The sequence below is a fragment of the Dysgonomonas reticulitermitis genome (assembly GCF_054601275.1).
Genome location: NZ_BAAHWU010000035.1, coordinates 17,413 through 32,524, shown reverse-complemented (window position 1 = coordinate 32,524; position 15,112 = coordinate 17,413). Strand labels below are relative to the sequence as shown.

Sequence of the window (15,112 nt, the reverse complement as noted above, 5' to 3'; positions counted from 1 at the left end):
CTTCTATCTTTATTAGGTATTGACGGTATAATACCCTTCTTTAAATGAAAAATTAAAAGTGAAAAATTAAATTCTTCATTCCTCATTCTTCATTCTATTGTACTACACTCTTAATGTTGTTATTTCAATTCCTTCAAAGATCGCTTTGTTTTTTCGCTTTAACTTAAACCGGGAAGACCAAAAATACTCTTGGCTGAACCAAAAGATCTCAATCCAAAACCCCAATCCCGTCGCTGTTTGGCAGCACTCTCCAGTACCAAAGCGGGTGCAAAAGTAGAAAACTTTTTATTACACTCCAAACTTTATCCGCTATTTTTTTATCAGTAGGACGGGCCAGACTCCAAAATTAAACACTATCACCCACTATTACAATATGTTGTAGAACATGTTTCGTCCGAAAAAAAAATAAAAATAAAATTCAGACATCTCTTATGGAACGACTTTTGGGAAAAAATCTTCCATTTTATGTTATATATTATGAATATGGATTTCTGCAATCTGCTAAAAAAAACTACTTTTACACAAAATAACATCAAAAACTCCTATTTATGAACTATAAAGAGTTAATCAATCCCAAAAGCATCGTAGTTGTCGGTGCTTCCGATAACATTTTGAAACCTGGAGGCAGTGTTTTGCATAATCTTATCCATGGAACCTTCGACAAAGAGTTATATGTTGTAAATGCACGAGGTGGAACTATACAAGGTGTAAAGGCATATAAAAGTATTGAGGAAATACCTCAAACGGATTTGGCTGTCATTTCCATTCCGGCTAGCCAATGTACGAATACTGTAGAATATATGGCGAGAGAAAAAGGGGTAAAAGCCTTCATCATATTTTCGGCCGGATTCAGTGAGGAATCCGAAGAAGGCGCTAAAATGGAAAAACAATTGCTGGATACTGCAAACAAAGCAGGTGTATTGATAATAGGTCCCAACTGCTCAGGATTTTTCAATACGTTTCATCAAAGTATCTTCACACGCCCGATACCAAATTTAGACCCTCAGGGAGTGGATATTATATCCAGTTCGGGCGGAACGATTACATATATTATAGAGTCGGCCATGAGTATAGGGCTTCGATTCAATTCGGCATGGTCGATTGGCAACTCGGTGCAAGTGGGCATTGAAGACATATTGGAATATCTGGATAATGAATTCGATCCGAAATCGAGCCCGAAAATAAAGTTATTGTATCTGGAAAAGATTGCCGATCCCGACCGATTTTTACAACACTCAGCTTCTCTTATTAATAAAGGATGTAAAATAGCCGCCATAAAATCGGGCAGTTCCACTTCGGGTAGTCGCGCAGCTTCGTCACACACTGGCGCAATAGCAACTTCCGATTCGGCAGTGGAAGCTCTTTTCCGAAAAGCGGGGATCATCCGTTGCTATTCACGTGAAGAGTTAGCGAATGTAGGGGCTGTATTATCTCTTAAAGAACTGAAAGGAAAAAACCTGGCAATCATCACTCAGGCTGGAGGCCCGGCTGTTATACTGACAGATGCCCTCTCGAAAGGAAATATCGATGTACCGGAAATGAATAAAGAATTGTCGGCAGAGCTAAAAAAACATTTGCTTCCGGGTGCAGCTGTATCGAATCCGATAGATATTATAGGCACGGGAACAGGGGAACATATGGCTATCTGTATCGACTTTTGTGAAAAGCACTTTAAAGAAATAGACGGTATAGCCGTATTGTACGGTAATCCGGGCGTGAGCAATGTGGCCGAAGCATATAAGATGTTGGATCAAAAAATCAAATCGAGCCATTTGCCTATCTATCCGATATTGCCATCGGTAATTACAGCGACAAAAGAGATGGAGGAATTTGTAAAACAGGGGCATGTAAACTTTACAGATGAATACGCACTGGCAAACGCCCTGTCGAAAGTAGTATCGTGGACGCCTCCGTCCGTAGGCAAAATGGAAGACCTTTCGGTAGATATACCCCGCATTCGGGCTATTATAGATAAAACACCCGACGGGTATATAGACAGTGATGTGATCCGGCAATTGTTCGACGCAGCAGGCATACCTCAGGTAGAAGAAATGGTTACGGCCAACAAGGATGAAGCTATCGCTTTCGGCAACAAAATAGGTTATCCCGTGGTTGCAAAATGCGTAGGCCCTATCCACAAATCGGATGTAGGAGGGGTGGTATTGAATATACGGTCGGAAGAACATCTGGCTTTCACATTCGATCGACTCATAAAAATACCGGATACGACATCGGTAATGATACAACCTATGCTTTCGGGTAAAGAATTATTTATAGGAGCAAAATATGAACCTACATTCGGGCATATCATTCTTTGCGGACTGGGTGGCATTTTTGTCGAGATACTGAAAGATGTGGCTTCGGGGCTGGCGCCACTTAGTTTCCAAGAAGCTTCGTCGATGGTACGTTCGCTGAAGGCATATAAAATAATAGAAGGGACTCGCGGACAGAAAGGGTTAAATGAAAAATTGTATACCGAAATCATCGTCCGATTGTCTATCATGCTGCGCTTTGCGCCGGAAATAAAAGAGATGGACATTAACCCTTTGCTAGCCAACGAGAAAAAGGTAACGGCAGTGGATGCAAGGATAAGGATAGAAAAATAAAAAACAGGCAAAGAACAGCACTCAAAAAATGCTGTTCTTTATTTTTTATATTATCTTTATACCCCGAAATAAAATCGGATATATGTACACTAAATAGATAATCAAAATAAAGCCGGACATGTTTGTGTCGGCTTTTTTTATGCCCTTTCAATTATGGAAAACAACAAAGAAGAAAAGAAAGTAGTACTGGAAATCATGGAGAAGCCGAAACCGGCTCAATGGTTATTGCTAAGTATCCAACATCTGTTCGCAATGTTCGGAGCCACAGTGCTGGTACCGGCACTTACGGGAATGAGTCCCGCAGTAGCTCTAATATCCAGCGGGATAGGAACACTCGTGTTTATAGTAATCACAAAAGGAAAAGTCCCGTCTTACCTTGGATCGTCCTTTGCATTCATCAATCCTATCATTGCAGTCAAAGCCCTGGAGCTTGATCCTGCCTCGGGAGTCAGCACCGGCAGTTTTTTAGTAGGTTGTTTCCTCGTGGGGGTGACATACTCGGTCGTTGCACTGATCATATCCAGAGCAGGAACAAACTGGCTGATGAAATTATTGCCTCCTGTGGTAGTAGGCCCGGTGATTATGGTTATCGGACTGGGACTTTCGGCAACAGCGGTAAACATGTCTACCAACAATCCGGCAGGAGAATATGACCTGACATATGTATTGATCGGACTTGTAACATTGACAATCACAATACTGACAGCTATTTTTACACGCGGATTTTTGAGTGTAATCCCTGTACTGGTAGGTATAATAGGAGGATACATCTTCTCTATGATCTTGGGTGTAGTAAATCTGCAACCGGTATTAGATGCGCAATGGATACAAGCTCCTCCGTTCGAATTTCCATTTGTTGATTATACACCGTCCTTCACATGGCGTGTATTCCTGATGATGGTGCCTGTGGCGATTGTACCCATTGCCGAACATATAGGGCATCAGCTAGTATTGAGTAAGGTGGTGAATAAAGATCTTATCAAGGATCCGGGACTAGATCGCTCGATGTTGGGAGACGGTATAGCTACAATGATAGCGGGCGCGATAGGCGGACCTCCTAGTACAACTTATGGCGAGAATATCGGGGTACTGGCTATTACCCGTGCATTTAGTATATATCTGTTCATCGGCGCCGCTGTTTTTGCTATCCTATTTGGGTTCTGCGGGAAGATAGCAGCTTTGTTAACTACGATCCCAACACCTGTAATGGGCGGTGTATCTATATTATTGTTCGGTATAATTGCGTCGAGCGGATTGCGCATGTTAGTTGAAAACAAAGTAGACTTCAGCCGCAAACGCAATCTAATCATCTCTTCTGTTATTCTGGTTATAGGAATTGGCGGAGCAGCTATCCATATTGGTAAGATATTTTCTTTGGAAGGAATGGCTCTTGCTTCAATCATTGGGGTAGTTCTCAATCAGGTATTACCGGGCAAGCAAATAGTCAATTTTGACGAGATGTTTAAAGAATAAATGAGCTGTTAGCTGTTAGCCGTTAGCTGTTAGCTGTTAGCTGTTAGCCGTTAGCTGTTAGCCGTTAGCAGCGCAAAACGATAAAAAGCTAACAGCTAACAGATTGACTCACAACTGGATTGCGTCGGGTTACCACCCTTGATCACTACTTCACTAATAAAGCTATCGCCGCGACAGCTGCCGCAAACACCGAACCCTTTGCGATCTTCTTCCATACACTGTCCTTTTTAGGCTTACTATTCGCTGCCATACCCGAACCTTGATACTGCATAGCCAGTTCTTCGTCAAACTCATCGAGCCAGAATGGTTTGTCGGTAGAATCGGGGAAATAAAACAATTCCTGACAATATCCCCCCAGCCGTCTTTTCCTCAATTGATCTTTCTCTACAAAGCCACGAAAATCGACATCACAGTAGTATGATACATCCTCTTGCCTGTCGTGCCCATCGGTACTTCGGAATTTATAATAGGTGAAACACTCCGACATATAACATCTGTCACCATACTTTTTGAAAGAGAAGCGACCCAGTTTTTTCAAAGTCTTCACCTGCTTGCCCATATAATGGCGGTGGGGCTGAGAATTCAAAATAGAGTCGACCGATTCTATTTCCATCGAAACAATGGTAGCATCTTCCCTATTTAAGACGATTTCGCCCCTGGCCCAGCCCTCTCGGCCTTTCAGCGGCTCTATTCGCAGATAGATGAGCGAGCTATCAGACGAGTACGATTTAAATGTCTCATTATTTACACTTTTACCAAAAGTAAAAAGATGCGAAGCATGGTATTCCGCGCCATACAGATCGGAAGTCGGCGTCTCCGTTTTTTGCAGACGCATTATTTCTATAAGGTTGAAAACATATGGAACCCTTTCTTTTTTCAGGTTTTTCTTTAAATCCTTTTCACTCAAAGTAGTGGCGTACCTCATATATATTTCGTTCTGCAAACTGTCGGTAGATCTGTTCTGTATAAAATGAAGCAGATAACTGACAGGCTGATCGAGCACCAGTTTCTTCTTCGTATTCAGCATCGCCTCATCCAACAATTTATCGGCATCGTCGGGACTAATAACGACCGGTTCAAGAGAAAGAGGGCTTACCTCCAATTCTATCTTCGAATTCTGAATTATACCTGTCCGGGGTATAGACTTAGTTTTATACCCGAAATACTGGAAATGGATAATATTCTCACTATTTTCCGGAATCCTGAACTGTCCCTTTGCATCGGTATAGGTAAATGCCTGAGAAGACGAACCGTATTGTACAATGACATCGGGGATAGCCTTCTTCGTGTCTTTGTCCACCACCGTTCCCTTTATATAGATTTGCGCGGACAAACCCATACAAGAAACCAGTGCAAATAAAATGATTGCAGCTCTGTATGAAAACATAAGGATTATTTAGAATATTCTTCCGGAGTAACTTTTATCTCTGCAAACAGGGAACCATCCATTTTGTAGTAAGCGTATGAGATAGTCATCTTGTCTTTACGCAATGCCTCCAACTCTTCTTTTCCGTCACGTATGCCCATCGACAGGGGCAGTTTTGTACTTCTTACAAATTCTTCAGCAGATACGGCAGGTTCACCTGTGAAGGTAAAGATATAGCGAAACTCTTTATCCGAAACAGCCTCTACCCTATCCATGCGTATACCTCCCGAAAAGACCTGAGGCATGCCTGCATTCATTTTGGCTGCAAGCTTGACATACTTATCTTTGGCAGGCTTGGCACCGGTTGTGTTTTCTACGTTTTTTGTATCGTCTGTTTTATTCTTCGATCCGCAGCTCGTTCCGGCAGCGATGATCATCAGACAGCAAAATGTAGTAAATAAAATCTTTTTCATATTCAATATTTTACTTGCAATAAAGATACTTATTTGACTGATAAACGCAATTTATCACCAAATCTTTTAAAGAAACTTAACCCGTAGCGCATTTAGAAAAAATTCTAGGGCAGCCGCGTCAAAATTTTGACCCTCTACCGGAATAAACAGCTATCAATCAGCAGTTATCAGTAAGCAAGGCCTTTTCGTCATTGCGAACGGAGTGAAGCAATCCAGAGTATTGATTATTAATGGATTGCTTCGGGCGAACCCTCGCAATGACGTGCGACAGTCAATAGTCAACAACTCGTACCTCGTATCTCGTCTACTCGTAACTTTTTAACTAAAATGTAACAAACTCCACACTTATTTTTTAGCTTTTAGCCGTTAGCCCTTGCTCGTGCGGCTACTCTCTTTGTCATCCTGACCGCAGGGAAGGATCCCGATCCCCGAGAGACAGGAGATGCTTCCTATCGTCAGCATGACAAACCGGAATTTAACTAAAATGTAACAAACTTCTACAGTCAGTAGTCAACAGTTATCAGTAAGCAAGGCCTTTTCGTCATTGCGAACGGAGTGAAGCAATCCAGAGTATTGATTATTAATGGATTGCTTCGGGCGAACCCTCGCAATGACGTGCGACAGTCAACAGTCAACAACTCGTACCTCGTATCTCGTCTACTCGTAACTGTTTAACTAAAATGTAACAAACTTCCACAGTGAACAGTCAGCAACTTGTACCTCGTATCTCGTCTACTCGTAACTGTTTAACTAAAATGTAACAAACTTCTACAGTCAATTAGCCATTAGCTTTTAGCTTTTAGCCGTTAGCCCCTTGCTCGCGCGGCTACCCTCTTTGTCATCCTGACCGCAGGGAAGGATCCCGATCCCCGAGAGACAGGAGATGCTTCCTGTCGTCAGCATGACAAACCGGAATTTAACTAAAAAGTAACAAACTCCACACTCATTTTCTCATTTTCAAATTATCAAATTCGCTAATTATCAAATTAAAAATTTATCCCCGATAAGCAGGTTGACTATAAAAAATCCGTAGGATTTTCATATCAATAGAAAATTGTATTCCTCTTTTCTACCCGAACGCCGTAGGTGTTCAACCCCTAAAGGGTTGCGATACCGGCCGGTTTACCTCTTCTATTGATATGAATGCCCTAACGGGCAAAAATTACACTCAACAGCCTCACCTCGGTTCTGCCCCGTCGGGAGAGGTATATTTTAACTAAAAAGTAACAAACTTCTACAGTTATTTTTTAGCCGTTAGCCCCTTGCTCGCGCGGCTACCCTCTTTGTCATCCTGACCGCAGGGAAGGATCCAAATCCCCGAGAGACAGGAGATGCTTCCTGTCGTCAGCATGACAAACCAGAATTTAACTAAAATGTAACAAACTTCTACAGTGAACAGTCAACAACTTGTACCTCGTATCTCGTCTACTCGTAACTGTTTCCAAAATGTAACAAACTTCTACAGTCAATTAGCCGTTAGCTTATAGTCTTTGCCGCTTCGCGCCATTGTTGACTGTTGACTGATAACTGCTGATTGTTATTGTCGCTTCGCGCCATTTGCTAATTTTCAAATTCGCTAATTCTCAAATTCTCACTGTATCTATAGATAAAACGAACGCCGGACAATGTTTCATTCTTCATTTTTCATTTTTTTGATAGGTTGCCCTGAAAAAATTCATTTGTTTAATTGTGTTTTAGATTAAATGATTATATTTATCCTCGATTATTGAGTACTAACCCTTAAATATATAGAAAGGGTACAATCATGTTAGTCTGCAAATAAAAACATCGCGGGAACTAAGTTGATTCGTTGATATGACGAATCTGAACAATCTGTTTTAACCAGCTTCCTTCCACCAAACTGATTGGTAGGATTGTAATCGATTAGTTCCATAATTTAAAATTTCGTTTTATTAATCCGGATAAATAGTTATTGGGAAAGTTTAAGTATACCCATCCCTACGTATATTATCCTAAAAAAAATGTTTATGGGTTATTTGACCGATGAGCAATGGCTTATCATACAAAACACTCAACAAAACAGGTGTCGGGTTTATTTACCAAAGACACCTTATGTAACTAACTTTTAAAAATTAATGTATGAACAAAATAGAATCAGATCATGAATTACCGGAATGCATCGCATCCTGGGGATGGAAATTTCACCACATAGGTATTCCGACGGAAGAAAAGATACCGGATGAGAGATATATTCCTCATTTAAAGTTTTATGTATCGGGATTTCCCACAAGTCCTTTTGGCGTCGAATGGATGCGATTTGATGATGATTGCCCTGTACATCCTTTGATACAAAGAATACCACATATTGCGTTTGTCGTGAAGGATTTGGATTACGAACTGGCGAATCGAAATTTTAATCTGCTAGGCGAACCGAACACTCCATCAGGAGGTCTTCAGGTAGCAATGATTGAACATAATGGCGCTCCAATTGAATTAATGGAGTTTGAAAATAATATATTAAAATTATGTTTGCAAGACGAGCAGCAACCTGATAAGATCATGAATAAAATAAGGTTAGACCACGAGTTTGCACAGTGTATTGAAGAATGGGGATGGAAATACCACCATTTGGGTATTCCGACAAAAGAACAGAAAGAGAATGAAAGATATTTTCCTCAATTTAAATCTCATATTTCAGAATTTGACAGTAATCCCTTTGGGATTGAATGGATGAGGTTTGAACAAGATTGTAAAATACAGGAGTTGATACAAAAGATTCCTCATATAGCATTCGAAGCGAAAGACCTTGATTGGGAACTAAAAAACAGAGGTTTCAATGTAATCTCTCCTCCAAGTGTTCCTTCTGATAGTGTCAGGGCGGTAATGATTGAATACAATGGCGCTCCTGTTCAATTGATTGAATTTGAGAAAAATAGGTAAAGTTATGTAGGGGATTGTCTAAAAGAAGTTCTATTTAGACAATCCCTTTTTTACAAATAAAGCAAAAAAAATCGGTTGAAAAGACCTATAAAAATTAAGGTAACTATATATCACTTTAAACAAAAATTAGAATAGTCGTATAAAGTGGAGGCTTTTTATGAAAAGTCAAATTACTATTATTTTACTTTGTTTTTTGATGCTGTTGATGCTCTTATAAAGAAAATAGCTCCTGCTACAATTGCAGTACCTCCAAATAATGTACCTTCAACGTTAAGACCATTATATATAAATAATCCAGCTAAAGATAATACTGCTATAAATATTATAAATCCAAATACAAGAGCTGTTATATTAAACGTATGCGTATGTTTTAAATCATAATCAGTTAATTTTATTCTGTTATTATTAAAATCAATTCTTGCATTTTGTTCTATTTCTGTACGCTCTAATATCCAATCTATTATTTTAGGGTCAACTTCCTTTAGTTTCTCCAACTCTACAGCATTAGGGAGAAGGCTATCATCGATAGCTAAATTTTGCTCAAGCAAGGTATCCCCTTTTTGATTTCTGGCGAGTTTATTCTGCTGTTGATGTCTGGCCATCTTTTACTTTTTGTTTAGCTTGATTAGTTGCTTTTTTAAAAGCATTACCTACAGAAGTAAAATCATTGCCAATATTCTTTTTACCGTCACTTGCAGAACAATAATCAAGATTGTATACATTATATATAGACAAATCAAGTTCATCATCTAATGTTGACAGCACTGTTCTATCATCAAAATTAACAAACCGCCCATATGCTAATATAAACTCTTTTATTTTTTTGGTAAATTTCATATTTACCTCCTTTCTACATTGATATGATTGATTTCCCATTTTTATAAATGTACAATTAATTAAATAGAATAGCGAATTATTATTGGTGTTTTAGTTATTATTCACATACATTAAGCAGGATACATCGGCTGTTTTGGATTGCAAAGTAACAAATAATTATTACAATTACAATAACATTAACATTAAAAATACAAAACGAATAACAATTGTATTTGTATATTATAGTAACAATCTTTACTCCCTTTAGTTCATTCTATAGATAATTGAATTCAAATAAGATACAGAATTTTGCAATAAAAGACCTACTTTAATTTAACTCCCTTTGTTTAAAGTGATATATAGTTACCATAATTTAATTCTTGCCACTCCAGTTTTATTTATTTTAATTTCAAATGTAATATAAATTCAATAAATTTTAAATTTAAGAAGGGTTAACACTGTAAGATTGTATATAATTGCCAAAATTAAAACGAGCAAAATTTAAACAGACTTTAAAACTTGACGTCTGTAAAGAAGCTGACAAGCAACAAAATGTTAAGAAACGTAACCACCGAAGCTATACCGTAAAGCAGTATTTTGGTAAACAACGAATTGGCATATTTGCCCATCACCTGAGTAGAAGATGTCAGCCTGACTTGCAAAAATACTGTTACAGGCAACTGCATACTCAGAATGGCCTGCGATATTATCAGTCCTTTGAACGGGTTCCCAATCATAAAAATAATCAGCAATCCTACTCCCAGCGATATTATTATACCCGTGCGGGAATGTATATCCTTCATGTTATAAGGCTCATCGTACATACCGGCAAATATAGATCCCGCGGCAATACCGGAAGTCATCGAGGATGAAACTCCCGCTAAAAGAAGGGCTACGGCAAATATCACAACAGCATTGCTCCCCAAGAGAGGCTCAAGTAAAGAATGCGCCTGTTGCAAATCGTCGACCACAACTCCTTCCTTGAAAAAGGTAGCTGCGGCAAGCAGTATCATCGCACTATTTATAGCCCACCCGATAAGCATGGAAAAAAAGGTATCGAAAAATTCGTACTTCAATTGCTTTTCCATCACCGACTCGTCTTGCTTATTCCATTGCCGGCTCTGGATAATTTCCGAATGCAAAAAAAGATTGTGAGGCATTACCACAGCGCCCAGCACACTCATTATTATCAACATGCTCCCTTCGGGAACAGATGGCGTAACCCACGAACGGGCAGCCTCGCCCCACTCTATATCTACCAGAAAAAGTTCATAGATAAAGGAAAGTCCTATCAACGAAACGAAGGCAATTATATATCGCTCTATTTTTCTATAAGAATTGGAAAACATCATTGCGAAAACAAATATGGTCACCAATACCGCCCCTACTTGTATAGGTACATCGAACAACATATTCAGAGCAATGGCGCCACCGAGTATTTCGGCCAACGATGTAGAGATAGATGCGCCTATTGCTGACCACAGTATAGCCCGCGAACCCGTCTTAGGCAGATATTTGTTTGCTGCCTCAGACAGGCACAACCCGGTAACTATTCCCAAATGGGCAACGTTATGCTGCAAAATAATCAGCATAACGGTAGACAGAGTTACCACCCACAGCAATGTATATCCAAACTGGGAGCCTGCGGCAAAATTAGAAGCCCAGTTTCCCGGATCGATAAATCCCACTGTAACCAAAAGTCCCGGCCCGATATATTTGAGCAATTCCAATGCTCCAAAGCTGGGTCTGGGATGGTTCCGGGTATACTCTTTCTTTAACTTTTCAAAAATATTCTTCATAACTTCTATATAACAAACAAAATTATGATTGTTTTTCGACTATTTGTTAAAATAAGAGTAATTATTTATCTTATTAGTTTAATTAAAGACCTTTAGCTCATAATCTTTTTTATATCTTCGTAAAATTAATTTATAACTGATTATGAAACAGACAAAACTAATCCTAATTGCAGCCATTTTGGTATCGGCCTTATTCTGGTCGTGTAAAGATTCCACGGAACTAACAAATGCTATCCCCGCGGACGCCATTGTTGTAGTACATGTCGACACCAAGTCTTTGTTGACAAAAGCCGACTACAAACCTCTAGATAATAAACTGATAAAAGAGGCTCTTGAAAAAGAGAAAAACAATGGTAGCGAACGCAACAAGGCTATGACTGAGAAAATGGAAGAATTCCTTAAGAACCCAAATTCGTCAGGAATAGATTTGATACATGACTGCTACATGTATGTAGGAAACACATCGATGGGTATTGTTTGGGGAATGAAAGATGCTGCAAAATTTAAAGAAGTCCTGACCAAGACTTTTGAAATACCGGCGGAAATGATTAAAGAAGAAGACGGTATATCTACGATAGACCTGTCGGGTATGGCAAAAGTAGGCTGGACTAAAGATAAGATACTGATTATTACGGCTCAGGCAAGTGCTATGTATTTTGGACAGAGGAACCAACCGGACATGATGGAGCTGTTGAAAAAACAGTTGAAACAAACAGATAAAGAAAGCTTAAATTCCAACAAAGCTTTTACGGAATTTGTAAAAGATAAGAAAGATATTTCATTCTTCTATTCTTACAGTAATGTTTCAGGCCTATGGAGCAACATGACATCCCAGATGATGGGAGCCTACTACGATCAATCCGCTACAGGGCTCAACAGTGTATTCAGCAAACTAAGCGATCAAATTAAAGGAATAAACGCGGCAGGCTTTGTTTCTTTTGAAAAAGGAGAAATTGTCGCAGAAAATAAATTCTATTACGACACTCCCGAAGCCGAAAAAAGATTTACTGAACTATCCGGTAAGCTAACCCAAGAGCTTAAAGGCGATCAAATGAAATACTTTGCTGAAAAACCATTGTTTCTGGTAGCTATGGGCATAAACGGAGGAGGCATATATAATTATTTGACCGATCTGGGTTTAATGCAATTCTTTGAAAATATTGCCGGTTCAAATTTAAACGAATTAGGTGTCGATTTAAAATCCCTCATTTCTAATGTAGAAGGCGATATTACGTTTTCTTTAAACGGAATAAAAACCGTAATGAAAAAAGGCTATTACGGTGACTATGAGTATCCGTCTACAGAACCGGAATTCACTGTATTTGCAGACCTGAAAGATGCCAAACCGACTTGGGATCTTATTAAAAACAAAGTAAAAGAAGAAGCGGCTAAGGAACAAATGCTTGATTCTACTTTGGTTGAAATCGATGAAAACACCTATTCTTTCAGTATGGACGAAGGCATAAAAGGATACGCAGGTATAAAAGGCAATACTATTTACATTACTAACAGCGAAACCATTTATAAAAACATCAGTACCGCAACGGATGGAAAAAATGACTTTGCATCGTTGGCCAAAGGCAAAAACTCATTCATATTCGGCAATCTGGGTTCTCTGAAAACCATGTTAACAGATGCACTTCAACGTGATGCCAAAGCTCTCGAGCTTGCAGTCAAAGGTTTTGACCTGTTAGGAGATTATAGCTTTGCTTCAGACAAAAACATGAACGGCAAAGGAAAAATCGTTATCAACGACAATAGTGCCAACAGTTTGGCTGTTATCTGTAAATACATTGACAGCGTAATAACTTATGCCATCGAAAAGAATCTGTAAAAGTACAGTTGTAGAAATTAAAAAATATGAATAGGATTTCTCTCAAAAACACGCTGCCGGAAGCGTTTGCCGATAAGCCGGACATAGGATCGGAAGTGTGGAATAAAAATATTGGTTTCGAAAAGGGAAAATCTTATCTTATAAAAGCCGAATCAGGCTTAGGAAAAAGTTCACTCTGTAGCTATATCTATGGCTACAGAGTTGATTTTTCGGGGCAGATCCTTTTTGACGAAACGGAGGTAAGAAACATTGAAAAAAAACAGTGGGATATCATCCGAAGCAAACATCTGAGCCTTCTGTTTCAGGAACTGCGCCTTTTTCCCGAATTGACAGCGATAGAAAACATACAACTGAAAAACAACCTTAGCCATCATAAAACAGATGCAGAAATAGATGTCCTGTTCGAACAGTTGGGCATCGCATACCGCAAAAATCAACCCGTCGGAAAAATGTCGTGGGGACAACAACAGCGGGTCGCTGTTATCCGTTCGCTGTGTCAGCCTTTCGATTTCCTGTTTCTGGATGAACCTATCAGCCACCTCGACGATAATAATGCTGCAATCATAGCATCGCTTGTCAAAGACGAAGTGGCGACACAGGGTGCAGGGCTTATCGTTACATCTATCGGAAAAGATTTACCAATGGACTATTCACAAATACTTTCGCTATGAACCTTATCTGGAAACTACTAAAACAAAATATAAGCAAAGGGCAATTTGCCGGATTCTTCATAGCAAACCTCATCGGGTTGACCATCGTATTGCTGGGTATTCAGTTTTATTCGGATATCAATCCGTTGTTCTCGGAGAAAGACGCCGTTATGAAACGCGACTTCCTCGTGCTGACTAAAAAGGTCGGAGTATTCAACACTTTGAATCCCGAGGCTTCGGGCTTCTCGCCAAAAGAACTGGAAGATATAAAGAACACCAGTTTTGCAATGCAGGTAGGAGCTTTTACTCCGTCACGGTTTAAAGTATTCGGAGGTGTCAATTTCAGTCAGAAGGGAATAAATACCGAAATGTTCTTCGAGTCCGTTCCCGATGATTTCATCGATGTGAAAACCGATAGCTGGAAGTTTTCTCCCGATGATAATTTCATCCCTATCATCCTGCCGAAGAACTATCTGGATTTGTACAACTTCGGATTCGCGGAGGCGCGTTCCATGCCTAAAATATCGGAAGGTCTTGTCAATATGGTCAATATCGATATTACCATTTCGGGAAGACACAACTACAAAGATTTTCAAGGGAAGATTGTCGGATTCTCGAGCCGGATAAATACCATACTCGTACCCGAATCGTTTATGAAGTGGGCGAATGAGAATTTCGGCGAGCAAGCAAACGCGAAACCCAGCCGCCTGATGGTAGAGATCAACAATCCTGCCGATCCTAATATTGCCACTTTCCTCGGCAAGCACGGTTATGAAGTGGAAGGCGAAAATTCGGCGGTGAGTAAGATGTCGTATTTCCTCAAAATAATTGTGGGGATTGTCATTGCCGTAGGACTTATCATTTGCGCCCTGTCGTTCTTTGTCCTTACGCTGAGTATCTATCTCCTGCTGGAAAAGAATATGGAGAAGCTGCGCAACCTGCGACTGATAGGGTACGCCAAGAAAAGAGTTATCCGTCCGTATGAACTGTTATCGGTAGGGATGAATCTTGTTGTGCTACTGCTGGCTCTGACAACTGTCATATTGGTACGGATAAAATACTGCGAAGTGGTTCGCGATGTATGGGTAGACTTCGAAGGTTCGGGAATACTGCCTGCTCTCGTAGGTGGAGTAGTTATATTTGTCCTTCTGTCTTGCCTGAATATATTGGTGATAAGAAGGAAGGTGGAGTGAT

The 15,112-nt window shown here is 39.7% G+C and carries 12 protein-coding genes; 6 read left to right on the top strand and 6 right to left on the bottom strand.

Features of this window, described 5'->3' with window-relative positions:
- Positions 1-548: 548 nt before the first annotated feature.
- Together ACYPZI_RS11980 and ACYPZI_RS11975 are read left to right on the top strand one after the other, a co-directional pair.
- A complete protein-coding gene (locus ACYPZI_RS11980) occupies positions 549-2,606 on the top strand; it encodes an acetate--CoA ligase family protein (protein ID WP_459601895.1) in 2,058 nt (685 codons plus the stop codon).
- A 153-nt stretch (positions 2,607-2,759) separates the two neighbouring features.
- Positions 2,760-4,079, top strand: a complete 1,320-nt coding sequence (locus ACYPZI_RS11975) for a solute carrier family 23 protein (RefSeq protein WP_459601893.1) — start codon at positions 2,760-2,762, stop codon at positions 4,077-4,079.
- A gap of 145 nt (positions 4,080-4,224) precedes the next feature.
- On the opposite strand, the gene ACYPZI_RS11970 is transcribed toward ACYPZI_RS11975, so the two are convergent.
- From ACYPZI_RS11970 to ACYPZI_RS11960, 3 genes are all read right to left on the bottom strand, one after another.
- On the bottom strand, positions 4,225-5,466 hold the full coding sequence (locus tag ACYPZI_RS11970; protein WP_459601891.1) for a carboxypeptidase-like regulatory domain-containing protein: 1,242 nt from the start codon (positions 5,464-5,466) through the stop codon (positions 4,225-4,227).
- A 5-nt stretch (positions 5,467-5,471) separates the two neighbouring features.
- Positions 5,472-5,918 (bottom strand): hypothetical protein, encoded by a 447-nt coding sequence (locus ACYPZI_RS11965; RefSeq protein WP_459601889.1) that lies wholly within the window; start codon positions 5,916-5,918, stop codon positions 5,472-5,474.
- Between the two features lie 1,768 nt (positions 5,919-7,686).
- Positions 7,687-7,812: a hypothetical protein gene (locus ACYPZI_RS11960; protein ID WP_459601887.1), complete on the bottom strand. Its 126-nt coding sequence runs from the start codon at positions 7,810-7,812 to the stop codon at positions 7,687-7,689.
- Positions 7,813-8,018: 206 nt separating this feature from the next.
- Here ACYPZI_RS11960 and ACYPZI_RS11955 point away from each other — a divergent pair, with 206 nt between their 5' ends.
- A complete protein-coding gene (locus ACYPZI_RS11955; protein ID WP_459601885.1) occupies positions 8,019-8,819 on the top strand; it encodes a VOC family protein in 801 nt (266 codons plus the stop codon).
- Between the two features lie 176 nt (positions 8,820-8,995).
- Here ACYPZI_RS11955 and ACYPZI_RS11950 read toward each other — a convergent pair whose 3' ends face one another.
- From ACYPZI_RS11950 to ACYPZI_RS11940, 3 genes are all read right to left on the bottom strand, one after another.
- On the bottom strand, positions 8,996-9,421 hold the full coding sequence (locus ACYPZI_RS11950; RefSeq protein WP_459601883.1) for a hypothetical protein: 426 nt from the start codon (positions 9,419-9,421) through the stop codon (positions 8,996-8,998).
- Positions 9,396-9,656 carry a hypothetical protein gene (locus ACYPZI_RS11945; RefSeq protein WP_459601881.1) on the bottom strand — a complete coding sequence of 87 codons (261 nt, stop codon included), beginning with the start codon at positions 9,654-9,656 and terminating at the stop codon, positions 9,396-9,398. Before ACYPZI_RS11945 ends, ACYPZI_RS11950 begins: the two co-directional genes overlap by 26 nt.
- 491 nt (positions 9,657-10,147) lie before the next feature.
- Entirely contained in the window at positions 10,148-11,434 is a 1,287-nt protein-coding gene (locus ACYPZI_RS11940; RefSeq protein WP_459601879.1) for an Nramp family divalent metal transporter, read from the bottom strand.
- Between the two features lie 142 nt (positions 11,435-11,576).
- Between ACYPZI_RS11940 and ACYPZI_RS11935 the strand changes: the two genes are divergently transcribed.
- From ACYPZI_RS11935 to ACYPZI_RS11925, 3 genes are read left to right on the top strand one after another with little or no spacing between them, the layout of a single operon-like run.
- The gene (locus ACYPZI_RS11935; protein ID WP_459601877.1) at positions 11,577-13,268 is read left to right on the top strand and encodes a DUF4836 family protein; all 1,692 of its coding nucleotides are present in this window, start codon (positions 11,577-11,579) and stop codon (positions 13,266-13,268) included.
- Between the two features lie 26 nt (positions 13,269-13,294).
- Entirely contained in the window at positions 13,295-13,939 is a 645-nt protein-coding gene (locus ACYPZI_RS11930) for an ATP-binding cassette domain-containing protein (protein WP_459601875.1), read from the top strand.
- The gene (locus ACYPZI_RS11925; protein WP_459601873.1) at positions 13,936-15,111 is read left to right on the top strand and encodes an ABC transporter permease; all 1,176 of its coding nucleotides are present in this window, start codon (positions 13,936-13,938) and stop codon (positions 15,109-15,111) included. The genes ACYPZI_RS11930 and ACYPZI_RS11925 overlap by 4 nt, the downstream gene beginning before the upstream one ends.
- Position 15,112: the final 1 nt, after the last annotated feature.

Bases quoted from the DNA above. Each gene is read 5' to 3' on its own strand.
- ACYPZI_RS11935 (WP_459601877.1), top strand. From the start codon at position 11,577: ATGAAACAGACAAAACTAATCCTAATTGCAGCCATTTTGGTATCGGCC.
- ACYPZI_RS11925 (WP_459601873.1), top strand. From the start codon at position 13,936: ATGAACCTTATCTGGAAACTACTAAAACAAAATATAAGCAAAGGGCAA.
- ACYPZI_RS11950 (WP_459601883.1), bottom strand. From the start codon at position 9,421: ATGGCCAGACATCAACAGCAGAATAAACTCGCCAGAAATCAAAAAGGG.
- ACYPZI_RS11965 (WP_459601889.1), bottom strand. From the start codon at position 5,918: ATGAAAAAGATTTTATTTACTACATTTTGCTGTCTGATGATCATCGCT.
- ACYPZI_RS11955 (WP_459601885.1), top strand. From the start codon at position 8,019: ATGAACAAAATAGAATCAGATCATGAATTACCGGAATGCATCGCATCC.
- ACYPZI_RS11970 (WP_459601891.1), bottom strand. From the start codon at position 5,466: ATGTTTTCATACAGAGCTGCAATCATTTTATTTGCACTGGTTTCTTGT.
- ACYPZI_RS11960 (WP_459601887.1), bottom strand. From the start codon at position 7,812: ATGGAACTAATCGATTACAATCCTACCAATCAGTTTGGTGGAAGGAAG.
- ACYPZI_RS11930 (WP_459601875.1), top strand. From the start codon at position 13,295: ATGAATAGGATTTCTCTCAAAAACACGCTGCCGGAAGCGTTTGCCGAT.
- ACYPZI_RS11975 (WP_459601893.1), top strand. From the start codon at position 2,760: ATGGAAAACAACAAAGAAGAAAAGAAAGTAGTACTGGAAATCATGGAG.
- ACYPZI_RS11980 (WP_459601895.1), top strand. From the start codon at position 549: ATGAACTATAAAGAGTTAATCAATCCCAAAAGCATCGTAGTTGTCGGT.
- ACYPZI_RS11940 (WP_459601879.1), bottom strand. From the start codon at position 11,434: ATGAAGAATATTTTTGAAAAGTTAAAGAAAGAGTATACCCGGAACCAT.
- ACYPZI_RS11945 (WP_459601881.1), bottom strand. From the start codon at position 9,656: ATGAAATTTACCAAAAAAATAAAAGAGTTTATATTAGCATATGGGCGG.